This window comes from Haloarcula halophila (assembly GCF_029278565.1).
Lineage (GTDB): Archaea > Halobacteriota > Halobacteria > Halobacteriales > Haloarculaceae > Haloarcula > Haloarcula halophila.
The window spans coordinates 866,006-891,252 of sequence record NZ_CP119559.1 but is presented as its reverse complement, the minus strand read 5'-3'; the positions used below and the strand labels follow the sequence as shown (position 1 = coordinate 891,252).

Here is a 25,247-nt window from a genome sequence, read left to right as displayed (position 1 = left end):
ACGTGGTACGACGACTGATGCACCAATCCGGGTGAAACCGCGATTGGGAAGGGTCGATTCGCCTACCATCTCCACCTTGGGGGCGAGTATGAAACCGTGTGTACGTGCGATCCAGGCGTCCACTGGACTCGTTCAGTTCTAACTAACGAGTCACAACGACGTTGGCTACTATGCCAGCTGATGGATAGCTCGGCTTGAGAGCTGAAGAAGGACGTGCCAAGCTGCGATAAGCCTGAGGGAGCCGCACGGAGGCCAAGAACTCAGGATTTCCGAATGAGAATCTCTTCAACAATTGCTTCGCGCAATGAGGAACCCCGAGAACTGAAACATCTCAGTATCGGGAGGAACAGAAAACGCAACGTGATGTCGTCAGTAACCGCGAGTGAACGCGATACAGCCCAAACCGAAGCCCTCACGGGCAATGTGGTGTGTGGGCCGACACGCAGCATCCGACCATCTCACAGAAGTCCCTTGGAACAGGGCGTGATACAGGGTGACAACCCCGTACGTGAGACCAGTACGATGTGCGTCGGTTCCAGAGTAGCGGGGGTTGGAAATCCCTCGCGAATCTCGCAGGCATCGACTGCGAAGGCTAAACACTCCTCAAGACCGATAGCGGACAAGTAGTGTGAACGAACGCTGCAAAGTATCCTCCGAAGGGAGGTGAAATAGAGCTTGAACCCAGTTGGCGATCGAGCGATGGGGCATACAAGGTCCTGTCCAGAATGACCGTGGGGCGACCCACCAGTAAGACGGACAGGAAGCCGGTGTTCCATCGTACGTTTTGAAAAACGAGCCAGGGAGTGTGTCTGTATGGCGAGTCTAACCCGAGTATCGGGGGAGGCATAGGGAAACCGACATGGCCGCAGCTTACGCGAGGGCCGCCGTCTTCAAGGGCGGGGAGCCACACGGACACGACCCGAATCCGGACGATCTACGCATGGACAAGGTGAAGCGTGCCGAAAGGCACGTGGAAGCCTGTTAGAGTTGGTGTCCTACAATACCCTCTCGTGATCTATGTGTAGGGGTGAAAGGCCCATCGAGTCCGGCAACAGCTGGTTCCAATCGAAACATGTCGAAGCATGACCTTCACCGAGGTAGTCGGTGGGGTAGAGCGACCGATTGGCGTGCTCCACTCCGAGAGGAGTGGACGCGCCTGTCAAACTCCAAACCCACTGACGCTGTTGACGTGAGGATTCCGGTGCGCGGGGTAAGCCTGTGTACCAGGAGGGGAACAACCCAGAGATAGGTTAAGGTCCCCAAGTGTGGATTAAGTGTAATCCTCTGAAGGTGGTCTCGAGCCCTAGACAGCCGGGAGGTGAGCTTAGAAGCAGCTACCCTCTAAGAAAAGCGTAACAGCTTACCGGCCGAGGTTTGAGGCGCCCAAAATGATCGGGACTCAAATCCACCACCGAGACCTGTCCGTGCCTTTCACAAGGCAATCGAGTAGATTGGCGCTCTATTTGGATGGAAGCGGGGGCGAGAGCTCCTGTGGACCGAATAGTGACGAAAATCCTGGCCATAGTAGCAGCGATAGTCGGGTGTGAACCCCGACGGCCTAATGGATAAGGGTTCCTCAGCACTGCTGATCAGCTGAGGGTTAGCCGGTCCTAAGTCATCCCGTAATTCGACGATGACAACATGGGAAACGGGTTAATATTCCCGTGCCACCACACAGTGAAACCGACGCCCTGGGGTCGACCACGCTGGGCTTTCGCCCAGTCGAACCGTCAAACTCCGTGGAAGCCGTAACGGCACGAAGCGGACGAACGGCGGGATAGAGTAATGTGGTTCAACCTGGGGCCCGTGAAAAGGGAGTGTGGTGTCCGTACCGAGAACCGACACAGGTGTCCATGGCGGCGAAAGCCAAGGCCTGTCGGGATCAACCGACGTTAGGGAATTCGGCAAGTTAGTCCCGTAAGTTCGCGATAAGGGATACCTGCTCGGGAAACGAGCAGGTCGCAGTGACTCGGAAGCTCGGACTGTCTAGTAACAACACAGGTGACTGCAAATCCGCAAGGACTCGTACAGTCACTGAATCCTGCCCAGTGCGGGTATCTGAACACCTCGTACAAGAGGACGAAGGACCCGTCAACGGCGGGGGTAACTATGACCCTCTTAAGGTAGCGTAGTACCTTGCCGCATCAGTAGCGGCTTGCATGAATGGATTAACCAGAGCTTCACTGTCCCAACGTTGGGCCCGGTGAACTGTACATTCCAGTGCGGAGTCTGGAGACACCCAGGGGGAAGCGAAGACCCTATGGAGCTTTACTGCAGGCTGTCGCTGGGACGTGGTCGCCGATGTGCAGCATAGGTAGGAGTCGCTACACAGGTACTTGCGCTAGCAAGCCACCGAGACATCAGTGAAATACTACCCGTCGGTGACTGCGACCCTCACTCCGGGAGGAGGACACCGGTAGCCGGGCAGTTTGACTGGGGCGGTACGCGCTCGAAAAGATATCGAGCGCGCCCTAAGATCATCTCAGCCGGGACAGAGACCCGGCGAAGAGTGCAAGAGCAAAAGATGATTTGACAGTGTTCTTCCTAACGAGGAACGCTGACGCGAAAGCGTGGTCTAGCGAACCAATTAGCCTGCTTGATGCGGGCAATTGATGACAGAAAAGCTACCCTTAGGGATAACAGAGTCGTCACTCGCAAGAGCACATATCGACCGAGTGGCTTGCTACCTCGATGTCGGTTCCCCTCCATCCTGCCCGTGCAGAAGCGGGCAAGGGTGAGGTTGTTCGCCTATTAAAGGAGGTCGTGAGCTGGGTTTAGACCGTCGTGAGACAGGTCGGCTGCTATCTACTGGGTGTGTTATGGTGTCTGACAGGAACGATCGTATAGTACGAGAGGAACTACGATTGGTGGCCACTGGTGTACCGGTTGTTCGAGAGAGCACCGCCGGGCAGCCACGCCACACGGGGTAAGAGCTGAACGCATCTAAGCTCGAAACCCACCTGGAAAAGAGACACCGCAGAGAGTCCTCGTAGAAGACGAGGTAGATAGACTCGGGGTGTACGCGTCGAGGTAACGAGACGTTGAGCCCGCGAGCACTAATCACTCGAAGCCATAATCATACGCACTGTGACTCGAAAGTCACCAATCGTTGGTAGACTGAACGAGTCCAGGCGCAATCTGGATCGCACGGACACACACGATCGACCCCGACCGACAGCGGTACATCATCGTGGTTCGACTCCACGAGTCGGCGTTAGGCGGCCATAGCGGTGAGGTTGCCTCCCGTACCCATCCCGAACACGGAAGATAAGCTCACCAGCGTTCCGGGGAGTACTGGAGTGCGCGAGCCTCTGGGAAACGCGGTTCGCCGCCACCATTCATACCTATTCATAACCCACCGAAGAGAGGAATTGCTCTCGCCGGTGGGTTTTTCGTCGTTTTTCGGGGAGTGGCAACGCTTCTCCTGAGAGACATACGGGAAGCCACTGGATTCGACCGAGAACGGGCGCTCGAAGTCGCGTTGGAAGCGGGGTCGTCGATTACCCGTCGTACTCGACGGTGAGCCGAACGTCCCGTGCCGATCGGCCGATCTCGACAGTGTGTGGGCCGTCGTCGACGACCCATCCGTCGTCGGGATCGTAGTAGGAGCGTGCGAGTTCGTCGAGCGACAGCGACAGCGATCTCGATTCGCCGGCGTCGAGTTCGATCGACTCGAAGGCGGCCAGCTCTCGGAGTGGCCGCTCGACGGGCGAGGCCGGGGGTCGCACGTACGCCTGGACGACCTCGCGTCCGGGTCGATCCGACGTGTTCTCGACGGTGACTTCGATACCGTCGTCAGTTTCGGTCACACTCCGGTACTCGAAGGTCGCGTAGGAGTGGCCGTGGCCGAACGGATAGGTGGGAGCGGTGTCGGTCCGGTCGAAGTGGCGGTAGCCGACGAAGACCCCTTCGTCGTAGTGGGCCGATCCGTCGACGCCCGGGAACTGCCGCTCGTCGGTCGCCGGATAGTCTTCGGCTGGCGCGAACGTCACGGGGAGACGGCCGCCGGGGTCGGAATCGCCGTAGAGGACTGCCGCGGCTGCGTCGCCGTCGGCCTGGCCGGGATACCACGCTTCGAGGATCGCGGCGACGTCGTCGCGCCAGGGCAGCTCGACGGGGCCGCCCGAGCGGACGACGACGACCGTCCGATCGTTGGCGGCCGCGACGGCCTCGATCAGTTCGTCCTGTTGACCCGGGAGCGACAGCGAATCTCGGTCCTTCCCCTCGGTCGTCGCGTCGCGGACGAACACCACGGCTACGTCGGCTGCCGCGGCCGCTTCGACGGCGGTGTCCATGGAGCGGTCGTGGTCCTCGTCGTTCCATTCGCCCTCGTCGTGGCCGCCTTCGACGAACGGGAGCAAATCGAACAGCGAGACGCTCTCGATCTCCGGAATCCCGTGGGTGACGGTGACAGTGCCGTCGGCCCGTTCTGAGAGGCCCTCGGCAGGGGTCGTCGCCTCGAACGGAGTCGTCTCGGAGGAGCCACCGCCACCGAGTTTCGGTTCGGTGACGTGTGGACCGATGACCGCGATGTCCGTACCGTCCGCAAGTGGTAGGACGCCGTCGTTCTCCAGAAGGACGGTTCCACGAGTCGCCACGCGGGTCGCGAGGGCACGGTGGGCAGGCGTATCGAGTGCGCCGTCGGCACGCACGGAACCGTCACCGAGCAGGCCGGTCCGGGCCATCCCGCCGAGGACGCGTCGGACCATGTCGTCGAGACGGTCTGGCGGAACGGCCCCCTCGTCGATCGCTGCCGATAGCGGCTCACCGAACAGACCGGCGTGGGTCGCGTCGGGGATTCCGTCGGGCCATTCGAACTCGTCGAGCGAGCCGTCGTCGTTGCTGGTCTCCGTATCGAGCGCGACGCCGGGCATCTCCAGATCGAGGCCGGCGGTCGCGGCGCCGACGGTGGTCGCCAGCCCGTACCAGTCCGAGACGACGTAACCGTCGAAACCCCATTCATCTTTCAGGACGTCGCCGACGAGTTCGGCGTGGTCGCTCATGTAGCTCCCGTTGACTCTGTTGTATCCGGTCATCACCGATCCGACACCGGCGTCGACGGCTGCCCGGAACGGCGGCAGGTACAACTCACGGAGTGTCCGTTCGTCGACCTCCGCACTGACGCTCGTGCGCGCGGACTCCTGATTGTTGGCGACGAAGTGTTTGACCGTCGCGAGGACGCCGGTAGATTCGATCCCGGAGACGAGTGCCGCACCGACATCTCCCGCGAGGACGGGGTCTTCTGAGAGATATTCGAAGTTCCGGCCACACTGTGGCACCCGGACGATGTTCACGCCGGGCGCGAGCAGGGCGTCCTGCCCGAGCGCGGTCGCCTCACGGGCCATCGCCCGTCCCTGGTCGTGGCCGAGGTCCGGATCGAACGAGGCAGCGGTCGCGATCGAGGCCGGAAACGCCGTCGCACGCTCGCCCTCCGCACGGACGCCCAGTGGTCCGTCGACGAGGTGGAACGGCGGGATATCGAGACGGTCGACACCGGCGAGGTAGCCCGTCGCCGTCCCCTCGGGGTCGACAGTCCCACAGACGAGCGAGAGCTTTTCGCTCCGGGTGAGAGCTGATACGAGCGCGTCGATATCGCGAGACGACTGCATTGGTCGCGGTTCGGACTGCTGTGGAATAACAGTTCTGTCGGGCGGCAGCTTCACCCGGCTGGACGGCATAGCGGAGGGTATGGCTGCCGACAGCCCGCAACTCCCGTCGGAGACAGCAGTCGGTCGGGTTGCCCTCACCGTGACCGACTGTGACCGAGTGTCGGCGTTCTACACCGAGACGGTCGGGTTGACGGTCCAAACACGGGACGACGGCCGCGTCGTCCTCGGTGACAGTGAGACGCCACTGCTCGAACTCCACGCGGACCCCGACGCCCCCGAGCGAGGGGCAACCGAGACCGGGTTGTACCACTTCGCCGTTCGGGTCCCGTCACGGACGGCGTTGGGTGCTGCACTCGAACGGATCGAACGGACGGCACGGCTCGACGGGGCGTCGGACCACCACGTGAGCGAGGCGTTGTATCTCACCGATCCCGAGGGAAACGGTGTCGAGATCTACTGTGATCGTCCGCGAACACAGTGGGAGGAACACGACGACGGGACCGTCCGGATGGGGACCGATCGGTTGGACCGCGCGGGCGTCGAGGGTGCGAGCGACGGCGCTTCCTCGGTCCCCGTCGGAACGGATATCGGACACGTTCACCTCGAAGTCGCCGACCTCGACGCGACGCGGTCGTTCTACGCCGACGGCCTCGGGATGAATCTCCGCGCGAGCGCCCCCGGGGCCTGTTTTCTGGCAGCCGGATCGTATCACCACCACGTCGGAGCCAACGTCTGGCACGCGCGGTCGGGACCGGGCGGGGGACGCGGGGTCGCGTGGTACGAACTCCGTGTTCCCGAGGGGGCGCTTGCGGAGGTCCGTCGACGGCTCTCCGAGTCTGGATACGACAGCGAGTCCGCTGAGGAGGGGTTCGTGGCGACCGACCCCGCTGGGATACGGGTCCGGATACGGCCGTCCCGATAGCGGTGCTGAAGTACGTCGAGTGACTACTGGGGGTATGGAGAGAGACGACTGGTTCTGTACGGTAGACGGCGCGGTCTCGGGAGGTCGACGATGAGCGGTCCACACCAGGGCCAACAGCTCGTGACGGCGGGGACAGCACTGTCGGACGCGCAAGCGGCGGCCGTCCTGGTCCACGGCCGGGGTGCGACGGCTCGGAGCATCGTCCAGATGGGACTCGACATCCACCAAGAGGGGCTCGCGATCCTGGCGCCACAGGCCGCGGGGAACACCTGGTATCCCAACTCCTTCCTGGCACCCGTCGAGGAGAACGAACCGGGCCGTAGCTCCGGGCTCCAGGCGGTCGAGGACGCGGTCGACCAAGCGGTCGACGCCGGTATCCCGCGCGAGTCGGTGCTCGTCGGCGGCTTCTCACAGGGCGCGTGTCTGGCCAGCGAGTACGTCGCCAGGAACCCACGGCGTTACGGTGGCTTGGCGGCTCTGAGCGGTGGGCTGATCGGTGAGACGGTCGATCCCGACTCCTACGACGGTGAGATCGAAGGGACGCCGGTGTTCATCGGCTGTAGCGACGTCGACCCGCACATCCCGATCGAACGGGTCCACGCGACAACCGAGACGTTCGAACTGCTCGGCGGCGACGTCGACGAGCGCATCTACGAGGGGATGGGCCACGGCGTCAACCAGGACGAACTCGACGCTGTCGCCGATCTCGTCGTGGACCTACTCGAGACGTAGGTTACCAGCCCCTCACCGCGAGATTTTGTGTCTGCCGGCACCAGTACGAGTATGCACACACGACGGTCGTTCCTGCGTGGTGTCGGCGTGGCCGGCGTGGTCGGGGTGGCGGGGTGTCTCGGCGGTGACGAGCCGTCGGCTGAAGAGTCGTCGAACGAACCGACAGCGACCAGTGACGCGACTGGGACACCCCCACCGACTGCCGAGCGATCGTTGCATCTGGCTCAGGACATCGGGACGCTCGACGGAGAGGTGATCAGCGGCGGCGTCCCGAAAGACGGCATCCCGGCCATCGACGAACCGACGTTCCAAGCGGCCGAGAGAGCGTCGCTCGACGACGGCGAACCAGTGTTCGGTCTCGTCCGTGGCGGGGACACCAGAGCGTACCCACAGCGGATCCTCGTCCACCACGAGATCGTCAACGACACCGTCGATGGCGACCCGGTAGCGGTCACGTACTGTCCGCTGACCGGCACCGCACAGGGGTTCGAGCGTGGACCGGTGGAGTTCGGCGTCTCGGGCGACCTGGTCAACTCGAACCTCGTGATGTACGATCGGGGCACGGATAGCCGGTGGCCACAGATCCTGGCGACGGCGATCGACGGGCCGCTTGCCGGCGAAACGCTCCGGGAGTTCCGCGTCGTCTGGACGACCTGGGGGAAGTGGCGGGCCGTCCATCCCGGAACGGAGGTGCTGACCGAAGATACCGGCTACACCAGGCGGTACGGCGACGACCCGTACGGTCAGTACAACCCCCCAGGTGGCTACTACGCCAGTGATCGGACGTTGTTCGAACCGCTGTCCCGGGACGACCGAGCGCACCCGAAGTCCGTCGTCGTCGGGACCCGGACGGCCGACGGCGCACTCGCGTTCGACAAGGAGTCGTTGCTCGCTGCCGGCGTCCTGACCGGTGCCATCCAGGGCCGGCAGTACGTCGCCGTTGCCGACGACACCCTGTCGACCGGGTACGTCTACGCGAACCCCGACGGCCGCACGGTCGAGAACCGGGCCGACGGCTACAGCCTCGACGGGGAACCGGTCGCGGCCGACTCGCTCCCGCTGGAGCGCGCACTCGCGTTCGACGCGATGTGGTTCGCGTGGGCGGGGTTCTACCCCGGGACCGGCTATGTCAACTGACGCCGAACGACGGCCCGTCGCCGATCGGGTCGGGAGACTGGTCAGGCAGACGCTCGTCGCGACCCGCGGTGCCCTCACCCGGCGGGACGGGAAGGCGGTGTTCGTCGTGGCTTCGGCCGCGTACTTCCTGTTGTACACGGCCGGCCTCCGCAACCTCGGTTTCGGTCCGTGGGGGTACGAGCTCTCGATAGTTTCGGACCCGCTGGCGCGGGCCGTCCAGCCGGTCGGTCCATTCCAGTGGGAGTCGGTCGCGCTCGTCGTCGTCGGCCCGGTCGAACTGCTCGTCTCGCCGTTGAACGTCCTGCTCGGCGCGGGACTGGCGACGCTGGTCGGGCTGAACCTAGCCGTATCGGTCGTCGCCTGGCGCGGGCCGACCGCCTGCCGACTCGGGTCGGGTGCGAGCGCTGCTGCCGGAGTCCCCGGGTTGCTCTCGGGGGTTGCCTGCTGTGGGCCGACGATAGTACTGGTTGTCGGGGTGCAGGCGAGTGCCGGGGTCCTGACCGTGTTCCAGTGGCTCCTCCCGCTGGCTGTGGTGGCGCTCGTCGGGACGTTGTTGTGGGTCGGCCGGAAGGTCGAACCGGCGGCGCTGTGAGGTCCTCCGAACCGGTCAGTGTCCCGAACTCGTCGATCCGTTCCAGCAGCAGCTCCGGCATCGGACCACCGACCACAGCCGGCTATCATTCGCACGCAACTCCTGGTAATTATCGTCGAACGACACTCTCCCTGCCAGGGGAAAAGCTATATCTGGCGTGTCGGAGCAGATAGGTGTATGACTGCGAACGTCCTGACGGACGTGAACCGGCCGTACGTTCCGCGGGGTGGGACGACGGTCACGGCCGAAATCGAGGTGGAGCCGGGGAGACAGGAACGACCACCGACTCGACAGATCGCGCTCTGTCTCGACGCGAGCGGATCGATGGCGGGGGAGTTGATCGAACAGGCACGTGAGGGAGCCGAGTGGATCTTCGGTCTCCTGGAACCGACCGACTACCTCTCGATCGTCGCGTTCGACAACGAGGTCGAGACGGTACTCGAAGCCACCCGCTGGGGGACGATCGATCGGACGGCGGCAGTCGACCTCGTTACGGAGATCAGTGCTGGGGGTGGAACGGACATGTACAGTGGACTGCTCGAAGCGAACGCCAGTCTGGACGGACTCCCGAGTGACGAGGACACCGTCCGACGGATCCTGTTGCTCTCGGACGGGAAGGACAACCGCAAGGACGCCGACGACTTCGCCGAACTAGCCCGGGAGATCGACCGTGAGGGCATCCGTATCGAAGCCGCCGGTATCGGGACGGAGTACCGGGAAGCGACGATCAGGAGCCTCGGGACGGCTGCTCGGGGCGAGTGGACCCACTTGGCACGGCCCGGCGACATCGAGACGTTCTTCGGCGAGGCCGTCGAGGACGCGGGCTCGGTCGTCGCGCCGGACGCGGAGTTGGAGTTGGTCGTCGACAACGGCGTGGACATCAGCGAGGTCTACCGGGCGATTCCCCAGGCTCAGACTGTCGACCCGGAGTGGGAACGGAACCAGGCGACGATCCGCCTGCCGGACCTGCTCGACCGGGAGACCCAGTGTGTAGTCCTGAAGCTACGGGTCCCGGAGCGGGCGACGACCGGAACCGTCGTCCTGGCGGACGTGACACTGACTGCCCGTGGGGAGACGGCTAGCGGCGAGATCACCGTCGAGTACACCGACGACAACGATCTGCTGGCCGAACACGTCGAGACGGTCGACATCGACCACCGGGAGACGGTCGTCAGGACGGAACTGGGGCGTGGCAACGTGGCGGCAGCACAGACCGAGATCGAGAAGATGACCGAGATCCACGGCGACGGGACCGAGGCGGTCGAGGCGGCCAAACGACAGACACAGATCGTGAGCGAGGGCGGGCGAGCCGAACAGAGCGAGGCGACCAGAGTCGTCACGGACGAGGGTGTCCAGGAGTGAGTGCCTCGGTAGCACGTGGCGTGAGGAGTGACTGATGCCCTGGGAACCACAGACCGGTGACGTCGTCGCCGACCGGTACAGACTGACCGAGTTCCTCGGACAGGGGGGATTCGCCCGCGTCCACCGGGCCGTCGACGGCGAGACGAACGAGTCGGTCGTGTTGAAACACCCGAACTACACCGACTCGAAGAACGATCCGGAACTCATCGACGAGTACTTCCAGAAGGAAGTCGAGTCGCTCCGGCGTGTCAGCGCCGCGGGCGGCCACGAGAACGTTATGGACCTCTATGACTGTGTCGAGGACCGGGAGGTCACCTTTCTCGTGGCGCAACTCGTCGAGGACGGGCTGGATCTCAACGAGGTCATCGACCGGCACGGCCCGATCGAGGATACCGAACAGGTCCGCCAGATCGGGATCGACCTCTGTGACGCGATGGGCTTTCTCCACGAGAACGAGATCGTCTACCGGGACCTGAAACCGGAGAACGTCCTGTTGACGCCGGACATCACGCCGACGCTGATCGATTTCAACACTGCGACGGGGTTCGATCCGACGAGCGATCCGGTCTCGGGGGACAACGGGACGACGATCCTCGGGCCGTACAAGCCACGCGAGGTCGCCGACGCCACCCGGACTGACGTTCGACAGGGACCCTGGTCGGACGTCTATTCGGTGGGAAAGACGCTGCTCTTTCTGTTGAAAGGGAGCGTTCCGGAGAAAGACGGCATCAATCCACAGCAGTTCGGGGCCGACTGTGAGGCGTACCTCGCGGAGATCGTCGAGCGTGCCACCCAGACCGATCATCGCGACCGCTACAGCAACGCGACGGTACTGAAAGCCGTTCTGGAGGCAAGAGATCCCACGCCGCCGGAGACGGCATCGGTCGTCTATCGCCAGCAGAACAAGCGGTTCACCGTCGGTCCGGGCGATACCATCGGCCGGGCCGGAGCCACGGGGCCGCCCGCGTCGATCACGATCGAGGACCCGAAAGACGAGTATATCTCTTCGGTACAGATCCAGTTCGATATCGAGGGCGACGACTGGTATCTCCAGGACCGAAGCCTCAACGGAACGTTCGTCCAGCAGGGCGGTGGCTGGCAACGGGTGCTGTGTGAATCGGGACGGGAACGGCTCCGGGAGGTCGGTGAGGACCCGACAGACAGACACGGACACGTGCCACCCGAGTCCGTCCCGATCCACGAGGGCGACCTCGTCGCCCTGGTCCATCCCACCTACGGCGTCACCTTCGAGTTCCATACGGAGTAACCATGCGATACAGCACACACTACGACACTGGCGACGCCAAACGGGGGGACGGAATCAACGAGGACAGCCTCTCGATGACGGTCTTCGAGGACGGGCATCGGGAGGGGCACGGGATCGGGAGCGAACGGGGGACCGACGAGCCGACACCGTCGTCGACGCGCTCGGTCGGCGTGTTCGTCCTCGCCGACGGCGCTGGGGGCCACGACGCCGGTGACGTCGCCTCGTATCTCGCGACGACCGGGATCGCGGAACGACTGGCTCCGGTCGCGATCCGTGCGGCCCGCGGACGGCCGGAGCGGTTCGACATCGAGATCGACGACGGGGTTCTACCCGAGGAGTCGACCGCCGTGAGCCTGCGATCGGCGATAACCGACGCCGTGGTCGAGACCCACCGCGACATCCTGCGGTACGTCGGGTCCGCGGGGACTCGCTCGTATACAACCGCAGTCGCGGGGATCTGTCTAGACGGGCGGCTCCATCTGGGATGGGTCGGCGACAGTCGAACCTACGTCGTCAACGAGGCGACAGGGCGGATCGCCCGGCTGACGAAAGACCACGCGCTGGTCCAGCGCTGGGCTGAGGCGGGCGAGATCGACGAACTCGAATCGCAGGTCCACCCGCGGGGAAACGAGATCACCCGCGCACTCGGTGGAGCGGGCGGGGGGGACGCCGCGACGGCGACCGTCGAGGTCGACACGCGGACGGTGGATCTCTACGCGGAGGACACCGTGTTGGTCACCAGCGACGGACTCGTGGACGCACAGACCGACGCGCCGGCGCTGTACCGTCACTACGTCGATTCCGGGAAGTCCGAGGCCGCCGCCGAACGCATCCGTGATAAGGCGGTGACGGACGAAAATCTCCGTGACGTGGTCCTGTCGGCGGATTCGCTCCCGGCGGCCGGGGAGACGTTCATCGAGATGGCAAACGAACGAGGTGGGAAAGACAATCTCTCGGTGCTGCTGTTCGGCGACGACGGACTCCCGGAGACGCCGGCCGAGGACTCGGTGCCGGTTCGGGACATCGATCCGAGCCGTCGACCGCTCGACCGAGACACGGCCCTGTTGTCCGACGAGTGACCCCTAACCGGGGCGGACTCGTCCGTGAGTAACTGTTTTCTTGCTGTACTGAGAACACGCGAGACGAGAACCAATGCCGGGTACGGGGGAGACAGTCGAGTGTCCGATCTGTGGGGTCCGGTTCGATCCGACGACAGCCGGTGGGTGGTGTACGAACCCCGGATGCGGCGAGTGGCAGTCCGACACCGGAGACGAGCGTTCCGGGGGAGCGGTCGTCTACTCGCCGACCGGTGACCCGGACCGGCTCGGACTCCTCGAACAGGCCGCGGCACAAGCGGACGCCGACAGCGCTGGCGAGTCGGTCGAGTCGACCGTCGACGAATCCGACGGAGCAGCCCAACCGGCTGCTGAGGACCCGTCTCTGACGTGTCCGGACTGTGGGGCGACCCACGACGACGCGAACTTCTGTATCGAGTGTGGCAGCCGACTCGACAGCGACCGGAACGATACGCCGGAGTCACTCCGCCTAGCTGTCTGTGGCCGACAGGTCGCCGTTACCGACGGTGACTGTGTCGGCCGCGACATCCGTGCTGCGATGCTCGACGCCGGACGGTCGGACGACGAGGCCGTGCGAGTCCATCGGGAGCATGTCCGGTTTCGAAAGGAAGCCGACGGGTTCTACCTCGTCGACCTGGGTGACAACCCGACGCGCCTCAACGACCGTCTCCTGGAGCGGGGCGACCGCGAGCCGGTGGCACCGGGCGACGAACTGGGCCTCTCGGAGGTCGTCACCGCGAGGGTTCGCCATCCGGAGAACCCCACAGATTAAGCATCCGGTTCCAGTACACCAATCCAATGTCCGGGGGTGAGTTGCGTGAATCCGTCGCCTTGCTCGCCGAAGAGTGGCGAGTGCTGGCACTCGGCCTCTGTGGTCCACTGGTCTACGCTACCTGGGTCGTCGCGAGCGGGCTCGTTCTGGAGGCCGGGACACCGGCGCTGAAACGGGCAGTAGCGACGACGGTCGCCGGGACACCCGTCCGCGGGCTGGAACTGTTCGCGCTGCTGGCGTGGATCGTCCTCCCGTCGCTGGCTGCCATCGCGCTCGTCCAGCGGCAACTGTTCAACCGCCACGACAACCTCGCGAACTCCTATCGGATGGCCGAACCCGGCGTGTTGCTGGTCGTTCCGAGCCTGGCGCTCGTCGGCTGTCTGGCAGCGCTGGTCGTCTCCGGCTGGTCGCTTCCGTTGGTCGCCGCATTGCTCGTCGTCACGGTCCACTTTCTCGTTCGGACGGTCGCGTTCGGACACCGCGTGTACACGCTCTCGCTCACGCGGACCCTCCTCGGAATGATCGCCGTCTCTGCCGTCTCGGTCGTCGTCGGACTCCTGGTCCGACTATCGACCGTCACCGGCCTCGATCCACGCCTCGCGAGCCGGGTCGCGACGGCCGGTGTCGCCGATGCGGTCCAGACGTGGACGGCACTGATCGGGATCGAGTCGGCGCTCCTCCTCCGCGGGACGCTGTTCGTCCCGATCGCTCTCTCCGTGTGTTATCTCCTCGCACAGACGACTGTGGCCTCGATCGCGAAGCGTCGGGGGCTCCCCTCGGCACCCAAGCGACGGCCCGGACAGCGCGTTCCGGAGTCGGCCCAGCCGTCGGCGGCGTCCTCGGCCACGCGTGTGGTCTCGAACGCCGATACTGCCACCGAGGCCACCGGTGACGCGGACGGAACCGCCGTGACTGACCCCGAATCCGATCCGACGCCGGATTCGGCAGGCGACGCTGACGGTACCGGTCCGACCACCACCCCCTCCGAGACAGCCGATGGGGACGACGAGCACAGCGGGACCAGAGTGTTCACGCCCACCGAACCCGTACCGTCTGCCGACGACCCCGGTGAGCAGCCGACCGAGACGGACGGGCGATCCGGCGGTGCTGAGGCCGCAAGAACGTCACGCAACCGCGTCCTGCCGATAATCGAGACCACCGAGGCGTATCGTCGATCCGGTGACGGCACACACCGGAGGAGCGACGCAGGCGATACCATCCCGCGGTTCGAGCCAGCGGCCGACACCGATTCGACCAACAGTGGCAACCAGACCGACGAACAGTCGGACAGCAATGCCGTGCTACCGGAGTTCGACTCCGATCCGACCGCTAGCGGTCCCGTAGACCGCGACGAGCGTGCCGAGATCCCAGTGTCCGACACCGGCACGGAGAACGGAGCCGACGACTCCGTCAGGGCAGCTACTGCTGTCGTGCCGAGGTTCGAGGCGGCTCACGAGTACGCTGCCGTCTCCGAGTTCGATCAGTCGGCGACGCCAGTGAACGCCGAGACGATCATCGCCGACACGGGGAGTAGCCCCGACGAGAGCCTGGCGGCTCCCGGGACGAGCGAGTCCGAACCGTCGGCAGCGACGAACGGACCGGCCGAGATCGACTGTCCGAGTTGTGGACGCCGCGTCGAAAACAGTGCGGAAGTCTGCTACTGTCCGGGCTGTGGAACGGCCCTGGACACTGGAGCCGGCCGCTGAGACACGGTCCTCAGTCGTCTGTCCGTCGCCGTAACAGGGCAGCGAACGCAAGCGGTGAGAGGAACGCTATCGCGATCACCGCGGCGAACGTTCCCAGCGGGCCGGTGACGGCTCCGCCGGACTGTTGCTGGTCTGTCTCTCCGCCGCTGTTCGTGTCGGTGGACGCAGCCGTCTCGCTAGCGGTCGACGCCGTCGTCTCCGTCTCGCTTGCCGACTGGCTCCCGCTGTCGGCAGTGCCACCGCTTGGTTCTCCGGGCCGGACGACGACAGCGCCTTTCATACCCAAACCGGCGTGTGGCGTACAGACGTACTTGTAGATCCCTTCGCTCTCGAAGGTGTGGCTGTAGGTCGTGTCGGCTTCGGAGACGATCGATCCCGAATCCAGTGGCCCGTCGCCGTCGGAGACCACGTTGTGGCCGCCACCCTCGCCGGTCCAGGTCCACACCACTTCCGTCCCGGGGTTGACCATCACCGCGGGCGGATCGAACGCGAACGCGCCGTTGTTGCCCTGTGCGCCGACGGTAACCTCGACGGTGTCCTGGCCGCGCTTGTCGACGGTGCCCTCGAAGTTCGAGACGTCACTGAACCAGCCGCCGTAGTCGGGCGATTCCTGGGCCGATACTGTCGCCGTAGCGCCCAGCGCGGCCATTCCGGCCGTCGCCTGGGCGAACTGTCGTCGGGTCATCGAGTGCATGGTAGCTGTCCTGGTGGCTGTCGCCCGCACGACCGAGGCGGGGAGCCGACATGCGTCTGTAGACGACCAGCCTATCTATACTACTACGTCAGTTCCCAGTCCGCAGGAACGCGGCCGAACGTGTCCGACCCACTGTGGGACTCGTTGACTAGCGTGAAACAGTTTTAATATCTCACCACCTCACGGTGGAAATACGTCACTCTCACCGACGTGGTGATCCAATGCTCCGGACTACTCCGACTCCGTCGCCGACGATCCCGCTCCGCTGGCACGCCAGTGGACCGGGTGCCATCGAGTGTGGGCTCGTAGCCCCACTCGGGGCCGCGCCTCTTGGCACGGGTCGGAACGGTCCGATGGACACCCGGACGGTGACCATTCCGCTCGGCGCCACGTAGGCGCACTCCGCCGCCGTGGGACGGAGGCCGTGTCGCGCCGGCCTCCCACTGCGGCGCCGGGTCGGTCCGTTACCGACACTCGGCCGTTCACTGACGGTCTGGTCCTGGCCGCGGTCGGCGCATCCGATCGTCTCGGTCGGACCCGCTCTCGCCATTCGGAGCGCCGTCGGTAGAGTACTCGCCAGAGCCATCGCCGCCCAGCGGGTTTCCGCCGTTCGACGGGAATCCCGAGTCCGCTGACTCGAAGCACGCCCCCGCCGCCCGGAGACGCCCCGACGTGCTCGGTTGGCGAGCCCCGTTCGGGCCGGTTCGACTCCGGCCGTCGGCATTATGTCGCTCTCTGCGACTGTTCCGGTCGACGCATCGGCTGACATCTCAGTACGCGTCCCGCGTGGCGGGTCCGACGACCTCGAAACCGGCGTCGCCGGCGTCATCGACGGTGTCGACGACGTCGTCGACGTCTCGGTCGAGCGTGTGACACGGGTCCGTCCGACCTGGACGGACATCCGGGTCGACGCCGACGTGGCACTGACCGTCACCGTTCCGGAGGCCGAGGCCGCCGCCGACGCCTGCGTGACCCGTCTCGAAGACGGCTTCGGGATCACCGACGTGAACGCCGTCGTCGTCGACGGAGCGTGATCGGCGCACCGTCTCACTGCCTCCGCTGTCCTGGTGGACACCCCCGCGGGTTCGATTCCCGACCGGAGGACTCATGCATCGTATGCATCTCGCTGCCGTACTCGACCGGCAGCGCCGACAGAAGCACAGTTCGAACGATCGCCGGCGCCGAAGGCGCCGGTAACCGTGTGGCGAGGGCACGTTCACAGTTTCCGGCCGACCCACCCATCGCTGTGGGACCGCCTTCGAATCACATCCCCGCCGGCGCGTCCCTAACTTAAAGAACCGCACAATTACGGCCCACTAACGACTGACTCTCCGAAATCCTAAACCTGTTCTCCCGGATACGTTCGCCCCCCTTCCCGGCCGCCTGGAATGTGAACCCCGATACAAACGGTCCCGTTCCACAGGTGGTGGTGCATGGACCGACACCGCTGGCAGTCCACGGACAGGGGTGAGAACGAGTGACACTCTCCAGACGCGACTTCCTGAGCGCCGCCGGCGCCGGTGCAGTCGGCGCGCTCGTCGGGAGCGGCTGGGGCGCATCACAGGCGACCGACCCGGTCACGGATGTCGACAACCCGTTGCAGTCCTATCCCAACCGGGACTGGGAACAGGTGTATCACGACATCTACGCCTACGACGACGTCGACTGGACGGTCTGTCACCCAAACTGTACGCAGTCGTGTGCGCTGAACTTCTACATGAAAAACGGCGTCCCGATCCGGGCCGAGCAGGTCTACCACAACGAGGAGCCCTCGGTCGGCCCTTCGGGGTACGAGGACGCCGGCGTCAGCCAGGCCTGGAACCCGAGGGGGTGTATGAAGGGGCTGACGCTGCACCGTCGCACCTACGAGCCCTCCCGGATCAAGTATCCGATGGTCCGGAAAGGGTGGTCTCCCGACGACCCCAATCCCGAAGGACGTGGCGAGGACGAGTTCGAGCGGGTCTCCTGGGACGAGGCGCTCGACCTGCTGGCCGAGAAGATGGCCAGTCTGGAGGACAACAAGCAGTTCCACATCTTCAACGCGATCAAGGCCGACGGGTTGTTCACCCGCCACGGTGCGGGTCGACGGCTCGCCTCGATCTTCGGCGGCTGTGAGTGGACCGAGTACGACTGGTACGCCGACCTCCCGCCGGGCCACGTCATCACGACGGGATACCAGACCAGCGACGCCGACGCCTCGGCCTGGCGGCAGGCCGACTACACGATCATCCAGGGGAAGAACCTCATCCACAACAAACTCGCGGACAACCACTTCCTCCAGGAGACCCGCGAACGGGGCGGAAAGATGGTCGGCATCTACCCCGACTACTCGCCGACCGTCCAGAAGTGCGACCGCTGGCTCCCGGTTCGACCGGGCAGCGACCCCGCGGTCCCGCTGGGGATGGCCCACGTCATCATCGACGAGGAACTGTACGACCGCGAGTTCATGCGGGGGTACACGAGCCTCCCGCTGCTCGTTCGGGAGGACGACGGGAAGTATCTCCGCGCCCACGAGGTGTTCGCGGACCACGACCCGCCGGCAGAGGAGGACGAACACGACTGGGGGGAGTTCGTCGTCCTCGATCAGTCGGGCTCGCCGGTCGCGGTCGACCGGGAGACGGTCGGCGACGAGATGCCGGTCGCGCCGCAACTGGACGTCGACACTGACATCTCGCTTGCCGACGGCGGGAGCGTCGCCGTCCGGAGCGACTTCGCCCGCCAGCGGGACAACGTGATGGAGAACTACGACCCCGAGACGGTCGCGGAGATCACCACGATCCCGGCCGACGCGCTCCGGAAGACTGCCCGGGAGTTCGCCGACGCCGAGCGCGCCCAGTGGTTCACCGGCGAGGGGACCAACCACTGGTTCCACGCCAACGACTCGCTCCAGCGGTCGATCTTCTTCGTCCAGTCGATGCTGGGCAACATCGGCAGTCCGGGGCAGGGCTACTACAACTACTCGGGCCAGTACAAGATCGAACTCCTGGACGGCTACCCCCACTACGTGAACCCCGACGGCCACTCGGCCCACGGGATGTACCCCGGCTACGCGTTCGCCTTCTTCGGCGGCGAGCAACTGGACCCGCATGCCATCCGCGGGGACTTCGACGAAGAACTCGACCTCGTGCCACAGGGCGACGCCGACCAACCGGTGATGCCGACCGGCGCGGAGTCGTACACGATGTCGAAGCCGACGGTCCTGTGGACGATGAACTGTAACCTCCTGAACCAGACCAAACACCAGGAGCACGTCGTCGAGAACTTCGTCAAACATCCCGAGACAGGCAACGACCTGTTCGTCGTCTCGGACATGCACATGACCTACTCGGCCCGCCACGCCGACATCGTGCTCCCGGTCCCGTCCTGGCTGGAGTGTGACTACCCCGACATCACGGTCGGCCCGGAGAACCCCTTCGTCCACATGGACCACGGGATCATGGACCCGATCTATGACACGAAACAGGACGGGGAGGCCATCGCCCTCCTGGCCGAGAAACTCGACGAGAAGCTGCCGCCCGAGGAACGCAACGTCGACTCCTACCGGTCGTACTTCGACAAGTTCCTCGACGACGACAAGGACCCCGTCGACTACATCCGGGAGACGTTCGACAAGGGGATGACCACCCGGAGCATCGACGTCGACGATCTCCGGGACGGCCCCGAACGGCTGGATTTGAAGACCTATCCACGGATTCCCTTCTACTCGCAGATCCACGAGGACCGTCCGTTCTACACGAAGACCGGCCGGATGGAGTTCCACAAGGAGGAAGACCGGTTCCTCGAACTCGGACGGGACGACCTCGACCACATCGAGAGCGTCGAGGGGACGCCCTACGGCGTGAACCAGCGCTGGGACGAAGCCAAAGACGAGGAGAACCCCCTCTACCACGAGGAGGGCAACCAGTTCTACTACAACACGCCCCACCCCAAGTACCGGACCCACTCTTCCTGGGGGATGACCGACTGGAACCTCATCTGGTCGGCCCGTGACTTCGGCAGCGTCAGCGCCGACCCGGAGGGGACCGACCGGCTGGTCGAGGACTTCTCGTTCCCGCAGGGCGACGGTGAGACGGCCGACGCGCCGCCGCTGGGCGAACCGTTCGTCGAGATCCATCCCGAGGACGCGGCCGATATCGACGTCGAGAACGGCGACTACGTCCGGATCACCGGAAAACGCGGCGATCTGGTGGTCCGCGCGATGGTCAGCGAGCGCCAGCGGCCTCGCTCGGCCGGCGACATGGGCCAACTGACCCTCTGGCACGGCTGGTGGCCCCAGCAGTTCCCGGACGACGAGGCCGACGACGACAGCATCAAGGGGTACAACACCATGACGAACATCTGGCTCGACCCGCTCCAGGAGACTGACGACCTGGTCCACAAGGCCGTGTTCGGCGACCCGAACGTCGCCGAGGAGATCGACGAGGAGATCGTCTGGCACGGCGCCGAACTGGAACACGGCTACGAGGAGACCGTCTGGGCACCGACCGGAACCAACCGTGACGATCTCGTCGACGTCGAGAAGTACAAAGAAGCGGACTGGTGGCCCGGTGACGCCCGCCGGGACGACCTGGTCCAGGACTACATCGGCGGCAGCCTCCAGGGGGGTGACAGCTGATGCCGGACGTGTACAACCCGCAACTCGGCCGGGAACAGCCCTATCCCTACGAACACCGCGAGGAGGAGCGGGACTACCACTGGGGGATGGTCATCAACACGAACCGGTGTATCAACTGCAACACCTGCTCGTTCGCCTGTAAGTCTACCTGGACCAGCGGCGAGGGCGAGGAGTACATGTGGTGGATGAACGTCGAGACCGAGCCCTACGGCGGCTACCCGATGGGCTGGGACATGAAACTACTCCCGGAACTCGACGAAGACGAGACGATCTTCGAGGCCGCCGACAGCGGCGAACAGGCCAAAGGGTACATCGCCGCCAAACAGGAGTGGGAGTACCCCGCGCTGGGTGACGATCAAGTCCACGGGGAGTACCCGACCGGCGAGACCGTCGAGTCCGACCTGGAGAACGACGAGTACCACGACATCTGGCAGTTCTACCTCCCGCGGCTCTGTAACCACTGTAAGAACCCGGCGTGTCTCGCGGGCTGTCCGCGCCAGGCCATCTACAAGCGCGAGGAGGACGGCATCGTCCTGCTCGACCAGGAGCGCTGTCGGGGCTACCGCCGGTGTGTCAAGGCCTGTCCGTACCACAAGCCGATGTACAATCCGGAGACGGGGATCACCGAGAAGCCGGTCGGCTGTTACCCCCGTATCGAGGAGGGGAACGTCCCCCGGTGTGTCTCCTCGTGTATCGGCAAGACCCGCCTCCACGGCAACATCAACCGCGGACCGGACGCCGGCCACGCCGGCGGGAAGCGCTCGGCGGCCGACGGTCGTTCGCCGATCAACTACCTGGTCCACTCCGACGAGAAGGTGGCGCTGCCGCTGTACCCGCAGTTCGGGACCCAGCCCCAGGTGTTCTACATGCCGCCGTATCACGTCCCGCCGGAGTTCCTGACCCAGATGTTCACCCCCAACACCGAACAGAAGCGCAACGACTGGCCGGGATCGACCTACGAGGAGTCGATCCGGATCGTCCAGGAACGGGCCAGAGACCCGAGCCACCACGTCCTGGGCATCCTCCAGTTGTTCGGCGCGACGACCCGGCTCATCGAGACCTACACCGTCAAGGAGAACAAAGTGAAGGGCTGGGACCAGAACGGCGAGAAGGTCGTCGACATGCCCATCTACGAGGACATCGAGGTCCGCGAGGGCGAACAGTGGACGAACCAGCCATGATAGATCACATGAACGAGACAGACACGCCAGCGTTCCACGCCGCCCGTGCCGGACTCTACGCCGCCGTCGCGGGTGCGTTCGTCTATCCCGACGAGGAGACGGTCACGGAGCTTATCGATCCCGATGCCGTCGAAGGGATCGTCCGGGCGGGGGAGCGAACCGGACTCGAAGAGGAGGCGGAGGCACTCGCCGGCGCACTCGTCGACGTGTCGCTCCCAGCCCTCCAGCGCGAGTACAACGACCTGTTCGGGGTCCCCTCAGCGGACGGGACCTACTCCGTCGTTCCCTACGAGGGCAACTACACCGTCGGCTCCGAGGTCGACGACGAACAGCGCCGGATCGCAGCCGTGGTCGGGTTGTTGGAGACCGTCGGGCTCGAACCGAGCGACGGGTTCGACGAACGCCAGGACCACGTCGCGACGGAACTGGAACTCATGCAGGTCGCCGCCGGGCAACGCGCGGTGGTCCACGAGCGCGCCAGCGACCCCGACGACAACGAGGTACTCGACGAGATCGTCGGTGTCGAGTCGGCGATGCTCTCGAACCACCTGATCGACTTTGTCCCGGCCTTCGCCCACGATATCCGTGAGGCGACCGACTCCGCGGTATACTTGGCCGCGGCCGATCTCGCACAATCGCTGGTCGAGTACGACGAGTCGCTCCATCCGCCGGCACCGACCGACCCGGACGACGTCTCGGCAACGGGGGTGGTCGGGCGATGAGCGTCGGCGGTCTCAGGGAGACCGCCCGTTCGGTGGCCCTGTTCGACGCCGACGCCGCCGTCCGCGCGACGGTCGTCTCGGCGGTCGTCGTGCTCGCTCTCCTGCTCGTTCAGGGAGCCGTCGCCGCAGCGGTGACCGGGCCGAGCCAGCCGACCGCGCAGGTCCAGCGGGCACCGCTGTCCCCGACCGCGACGACCTGGAACGACGTACCGACCCAGACCGTCTCGCTGCAGAAACAGCAGATGGCGGTCCCCTACGGCGGCGGCTCGGTCGACGAGATGGACGTCCAGGTCGCCACCAACGACTCCCACGTCGCCTTCCGGTTGTCCTGGGACGACCCGACCCGTGACGCGGCCATCCAGTCGCCGCGGAACTTCAGCGACGCCGTGGCGGTTATGGCTCGCACCGGGAGCCAGCCCCCGATCACGATGGGTGCGACCGGCGATCCGGTCAACATCTGGTACTGGCGGGCCAGCTGGCAGTTCCGTAACGCCAGCGCCCCCTGGAGCAACGACATGTACGCCTACCCACACCCCGACGCCGAGACCAAACCCGGACAGGCGGCGGGGAACCCGCTCTCGAAGGCGACCTACGAGCAGTACGCCCAGAACTACTACGCGAAGGGGTACGGATCGCTGAGCGACGCACCGACCCAACCAGTGCGGGCTCGTGGGAGTCGAACGGACGACGGCTGGGCAGTGTCGTTCGTTCGGGAGCGGTCGACCGACGGCCAGTTCGACGCTACCTTCGACGGCTCCGAGACGGTGTATCTGGCCTTCGGTGTCTGGAACGGCAGCGCCGACGAGGTCAACGGGAAGAAGTCGATCACGATGCAGTACTCGACGCTCGATCTCGCCTCGGGGACGTTCTCCCCGCCGGAGCAGTCAAGCGGCGGTGACGGCGGTGCCGGATCGAGCGACGGCACCGCTGGTGGCGGATCCAGCGGGAGCGACGGCGGCGGTACCGGCGGCTTCCTCGGCGGCTTCGGCGGCCTGATGGGGACCGCGCTCGCGGCGATCGCGGCGTCCTGGACGGTCGCGTACTGGAGGCTCGCACGATGACGCTCGACGACTATCACAGCGCCCGCAACGGCGCACCGGCGACGGACGAACCGACGCTCCGGAACTTCCTCGACGACAGCGACCGGCGACGGGACGCAGCACTGGCACTGATCGACGTCGCCGACCGACAGGGGCTCGACGACCCGACCGTCGACGCCCTCGACCGTGTGCTGCGGGACGCGTCCGATCCCGAGGCAAGGCAGTACGCCGTCGAAGCGCTGGGGACTGCCGGCGTCAGTGCAGAGGCCGTCCGGCGGGCGCTCGACGACGACCACGAGTGGGTACGTGCAGAGGCCGTCGTCGCGCTCTCGCGGACGGACCCGGACGACACCGACCGCCTAGAGACGATGCTGGACGACGACAGCGGCTGGGTCCGGCGTAACACCGTGATCGCGCTCGGAAAGCTCGGCGCGGTCGACCAGCCGCTCCTGATCGACCGGATCAAGTCCGACGGGCACCCCGCTGTTCGGGAGTACGCGGCGCAGTTCCTCGGCGAGGCCGCCGAAGACGCCGAGACCGCCGTCCGTATCCTCGCGGCGGTGCTGGCACGGGAACCCAACGCCTACGTCCGGGCGAAAGCCGCCGACAGCCTCGGCGAACTGGGAACCGACCGCGCGGAGGAGGCCCTGGAGTCACAGGGGTTACACGACCGCAGCGAGGACGTGCGCCGGACGGCAAGGGTCGCACTGGCAAGCGCCCGCGGGACCGATCCCGAGGAGATCGAACTGCCGGACAGACAGGATGGCGACAGCTCGCCCCCGATGACACGGCCACCGGGCGGGTCCGACGCGCACAGTCCCGCCGATCCGCGTGGGTCCGATACGGGCGCACAACCCAGCGGTCCCGGACCAGCGCCGAGCAGGGAGTACGATTCCAGCGGGGGTGAGCATCGATGAGCGACACACACCAGACCGATCCCGAGCGGTCGGTCGGGCTGTCGATCCCCGCGGAGTACGCCGGCGAGTTCGTCGCAGAGGTGTTCGAGGACGCCGAGCGCTCGACCGACTGGCCGGGCGTCGTCGACGCCTTCGTCCCGCCGAACCAGCGTGAGAAGTGGGAGCAACTGGACCCGACGGCACAGGTCTGCCAGGTGCTCGAACGGGCACGGAGCTACGACCAGTCGGCCGTCGAGACGCTGGAGGGGATCGACGCCGACGCCGAGCGCGAGACGGCCCGCGCCGCGTTCGACGAGGCGCTGCGCTGTCGGCGCAACGCCGACGGCTTCCGCAACGCCGTCGCGGACGCCTACGCCAGCGGCCGGATCGACGACGACGGGCTCGTCGCGGCCGTCGAGCGGACGGGTTTCGAGACCGACGCGATCGCTCGTCGCGAGGAACTCGTCGAACTGATCGCGGAGAAACACGGGTTCGAGTTCCGGCCCTACGGCGGGACCTTGCTCGACGGCGACCGGTTTCAGACCGACTCGTCGGACTCGGCGACCTGGTGATCGTCGTCGTCGTCGTCAGCGAGCGGTTCCGGTAGCTTCTCGTCCGCGTCCGCGACGAGATCGCCCGCGAGGAGCCCGGTCAGCCCGGTGACGAGCATCCCGACGCCGGCGATCCGCGTCGAGCGGACGTACCACGCTTTGGGTTCGAGGTCGCCGGGGTTCTCGTAGCCACGCAACAGGAGCTTCGCGTTCAGTTTGATCGCCTGGCGAGGCAGGAAGACGGCGAGCAGTCCCTGTACCACCATATACGCGTAGCCGGCGGGGAGGAGTCGTCGTATCATCGATCGAATGTACGCTCTCCACCACCGTCAACGCTCCCCTCGAAATAACGGCCGACGACGTGGCCGACCGC

General features: G+C 65.4%; 19 protein-coding genes and 2 rRNA genes. 18 read left to right on the top strand and 3 right to left on the bottom strand.

Annotated elements, in window-relative coordinates:
* Positions 1-156: 156 nt before the first annotated feature.
* Both P0204_RS04680 and rrf read left to right on the top strand, forming a co-directional pair.
* Positions 157-3,079, top strand: a 23S ribosomal RNA gene (locus P0204_RS04680).
* Between the two features lie 135 nt (positions 3,080-3,214).
* A 5S ribosomal RNA gene (gene rrf, locus P0204_RS04675) occupies positions 3,215-3,337 on the top strand.
* Between the two features lie 163 nt (positions 3,338-3,500).
* Here the strand turns inward: rrf and P0204_RS04670 are convergent.
* Complete coding sequence (locus P0204_RS04670; protein ID WP_276222103.1) at positions 3,501-5,609, bottom strand: beta-glucosidase; 2,109 nt, start codon at positions 5,607-5,609, stop codon at positions 3,501-3,503.
* Positions 5,610-5,688: 79 nt separating this feature from the next.
* Here P0204_RS04670 and P0204_RS04665 point away from each other — a divergent pair, with 79 nt between their 5' ends.
* The 9 genes from P0204_RS04665 (at position 5,689) to P0204_RS04625 (ending at position 15,175) form a co-directional block, all read left to right on the top strand.
* Positions 5,689-6,531 (top strand): VOC family protein, encoded by an 843-nt coding sequence (locus tag P0204_RS04665; protein WP_276222101.1) that lies wholly within the window; start codon positions 5,689-5,691, stop codon positions 6,529-6,531.
* A gap of 90 nt (positions 6,532-6,621) precedes the next feature.
* Complete coding sequence (locus tag P0204_RS04660; RefSeq protein ID WP_276222099.1) at positions 6,622-7,263, top strand: alpha/beta hydrolase; 642 nt, start codon at positions 6,622-6,624, stop codon at positions 7,261-7,263.
* A 51-nt stretch (positions 7,264-7,314) separates the two neighbouring features.
* Positions 7,315-8,400: a DUF3179 domain-containing protein gene (locus tag P0204_RS04655; RefSeq protein ID WP_276222097.1), complete on the top strand. Its 1,086-nt coding sequence runs from the start codon at positions 7,315-7,317 to the stop codon at positions 8,398-8,400.
* Entirely contained in the window at positions 8,390-8,992 is a 603-nt protein-coding gene (locus P0204_RS04650; RefSeq protein ID WP_276222095.1) for a hypothetical protein, read from the top strand. Before P0204_RS04655 ends, P0204_RS04650 begins: the two co-directional genes overlap by 11 nt.
* 177 nt (positions 8,993-9,169) lie before the next feature.
* Positions 9,170-10,354, top strand: coding sequence for a vWA domain-containing protein (locus tag P0204_RS04645; RefSeq protein WP_276222093.1), 1,185 nt, complete (start codon positions 9,170-9,172; stop codon positions 10,352-10,354).
* A gap of 34 nt (positions 10,355-10,388) precedes the next feature.
* The gene (locus P0204_RS04640) at positions 10,389-11,621 is read left to right on the top strand and encodes an FHA domain-containing serine/threonine-protein kinase (protein WP_276222091.1); all 1,233 of its coding nucleotides are present in this window, start codon (positions 10,389-10,391) and stop codon (positions 11,619-11,621) included.
* A 2-nt stretch (positions 11,622-11,623) separates the two neighbouring features.
* A complete protein-coding gene (locus P0204_RS04635; RefSeq protein WP_276222089.1) occupies positions 11,624-12,700 on the top strand; it encodes a protein phosphatase 2C domain-containing protein in 1,077 nt (358 codons plus the stop codon).
* Between the two features lie 73 nt (positions 12,701-12,773).
* Complete coding sequence (locus P0204_RS04630; RefSeq protein WP_276222088.1) at positions 12,774-13,469, top strand: FHA domain-containing protein; 696 nt, start codon at positions 12,774-12,776, stop codon at positions 13,467-13,469.
* A gap of 26 nt (positions 13,470-13,495) precedes the next feature.
* Positions 13,496-15,175, top strand: a complete 1,680-nt coding sequence (locus P0204_RS04625) for a hypothetical protein (RefSeq protein WP_276222086.1) — start codon at positions 13,496-13,498, stop codon at positions 15,173-15,175.
* Positions 15,176-15,185: 10 nt separating this feature from the next.
* On the opposite strand, the gene P0204_RS04620 is transcribed toward P0204_RS04625, so the two are convergent.
* A complete protein-coding gene (locus P0204_RS04620) occupies positions 15,186-15,860 on the bottom strand; it encodes a halocyanin domain-containing protein (RefSeq protein ID WP_276222085.1) in 675 nt (224 codons plus the stop codon).
* Between the two features lie 734 nt (positions 15,861-16,594).
* Here P0204_RS04620 and P0204_RS04615 point away from each other — a divergent pair.
* From P0204_RS04615 to P0204_RS04585, 7 genes are all read left to right on the top strand, one after another.
* Positions 16,595-16,903: a hypothetical protein gene (locus tag P0204_RS04615; protein ID WP_276222084.1), complete on the top strand. Its 309-nt coding sequence runs from the start codon at positions 16,595-16,597 to the stop codon at positions 16,901-16,903.
* Positions 16,904-17,346: 443 nt separating this feature from the next.
* Positions 17,347-20,484: a molybdopterin-containing oxidoreductase family protein gene (locus P0204_RS04610; protein ID WP_276222083.1), complete on the top strand. Its 3,138-nt coding sequence runs from the start codon at positions 17,347-17,349 to the stop codon at positions 20,482-20,484.
* A complete protein-coding gene (locus P0204_RS04605; RefSeq protein WP_276222081.1) occupies positions 20,484-21,665 on the top strand; it encodes a 4Fe-4S dicluster domain-containing protein in 1,182 nt (393 codons plus the stop codon). The genes P0204_RS04610 and P0204_RS04605 overlap by 1 nt, the downstream gene beginning before the upstream one ends.
* Entirely contained in the window at positions 21,647-22,387 is a 741-nt protein-coding gene (locus P0204_RS04600; protein ID WP_276222080.1) for a TorD/DmsD family molecular chaperone, read from the top strand. The genes P0204_RS04605 and P0204_RS04600 overlap by 19 nt, the downstream gene beginning before the upstream one ends.
* Positions 22,384-23,448, top strand: a complete 1,065-nt coding sequence (locus P0204_RS04595; RefSeq protein ID WP_276222079.1) for an ethylbenzene dehydrogenase-related protein — start codon at positions 22,384-22,386, stop codon at positions 23,446-23,448. Before P0204_RS04600 ends, P0204_RS04595 begins: the two co-directional genes overlap by 4 nt.
* Entirely contained in the window at positions 23,445-24,344 is a 900-nt protein-coding gene (locus P0204_RS04590; RefSeq protein ID WP_276222078.1) for a HEAT repeat domain-containing protein, read from the top strand. The genes P0204_RS04595 and P0204_RS04590 overlap by 4 nt, the downstream gene beginning before the upstream one ends.
* Entirely contained in the window at positions 24,341-24,895 is a 555-nt protein-coding gene (locus P0204_RS04585; protein WP_276222076.1) for a hypothetical protein, read from the top strand. The genes P0204_RS04590 and P0204_RS04585 overlap by 4 nt, the downstream gene beginning before the upstream one ends.
* Here the strand turns inward: P0204_RS04585 and P0204_RS04580 are convergent.
* Positions 24,862-25,176 carry a DUF6199 family natural product biosynthesis protein gene (locus tag P0204_RS04580; protein WP_276222075.1) on the bottom strand — a complete coding sequence of 105 codons (315 nt, stop codon included), beginning with the start codon at positions 25,174-25,176 and terminating at the stop codon, positions 24,862-24,864. The genes P0204_RS04585 and P0204_RS04580 overlap by 34 nt on opposite strands.
* Positions 25,177-25,247: the final 71 nt, after the last annotated feature.

Bases quoted from the DNA above. Each gene is read 5' to 3' on its own strand.
- P0204_RS04615 (WP_276222084.1), top strand. From the start codon at position 16,595: ATGTCGCTCTCTGCGACTGTTCCGGTCGACGCATCGGCTGACATCTCA.
- P0204_RS04670 (WP_276222103.1), bottom strand. From the start codon at position 5,609: ATGCAGTCGTCTCGCGATATCGACGCGCTCGTATCAGCTCTCACCCGG.
- P0204_RS04620 (WP_276222085.1), bottom strand. From the start codon at position 15,860: ATGACCCGACGACAGTTCGCCCAGGCGACGGCCGGAATGGCCGCGCTG.
- P0204_RS04645 (WP_276222093.1), top strand. From the start codon at position 9,170: ATGACTGCGAACGTCCTGACGGACGTGAACCGGCCGTACGTTCCGCGG.
- P0204_RS04625 (WP_276222086.1), top strand. From the start codon at position 13,496: ATGTCCGGGGGTGAGTTGCGTGAATCCGTCGCCTTGCTCGCCGAAGAG.
- P0204_RS04630 (WP_276222088.1), top strand. From the start codon at position 12,774: ATGCCGGGTACGGGGGAGACAGTCGAGTGTCCGATCTGTGGGGTCCGG.
- P0204_RS04655 (WP_276222097.1), top strand. From the start codon at position 7,315: ATGCACACACGACGGTCGTTCCTGCGTGGTGTCGGCGTGGCCGGCGTG.
- P0204_RS04660 (WP_276222099.1), top strand. From the start codon at position 6,622: ATGAGCGGTCCACACCAGGGCCAACAGCTCGTGACGGCGGGGACAGCA.
- P0204_RS04640 (WP_276222091.1), top strand. From the start codon at position 10,389: ATGCCCTGGGAACCACAGACCGGTGACGTCGTCGCCGACCGGTACAGA.
- P0204_RS04590 (WP_276222078.1), top strand. From the start codon at position 23,445: ATGACGCTCGACGACTATCACAGCGCCCGCAACGGCGCACCGGCGACG.
- P0204_RS04635 (WP_276222089.1), top strand. From the start codon at position 11,624: ATGCGATACAGCACACACTACGACACTGGCGACGCCAAACGGGGGGAC.
- P0204_RS04580 (WP_276222075.1), bottom strand. From the start codon at position 25,176: ATGATACGACGACTCCTCCCCGCCGGCTACGCGTATATGGTGGTACAG.
- P0204_RS04650 (WP_276222095.1), top strand. From the start codon at position 8,390: ATGTCAACTGACGCCGAACGACGGCCCGTCGCCGATCGGGTCGGGAGA.
- P0204_RS04605 (WP_276222081.1), top strand. From the start codon at position 20,484: ATGCCGGACGTGTACAACCCGCAACTCGGCCGGGAACAGCCCTATCCC.
- P0204_RS04595 (WP_276222079.1), top strand. From the start codon at position 22,384: ATGAGCGTCGGCGGTCTCAGGGAGACCGCCCGTTCGGTGGCCCTGTTC.
- P0204_RS04665 (WP_276222101.1), top strand. From the start codon at position 5,689: ATGGCTGCCGACAGCCCGCAACTCCCGTCGGAGACAGCAGTCGGTCGG.
- P0204_RS04585 (WP_276222076.1), top strand. From the start codon at position 24,341: ATGAGCGACACACACCAGACCGATCCCGAGCGGTCGGTCGGGCTGTCG.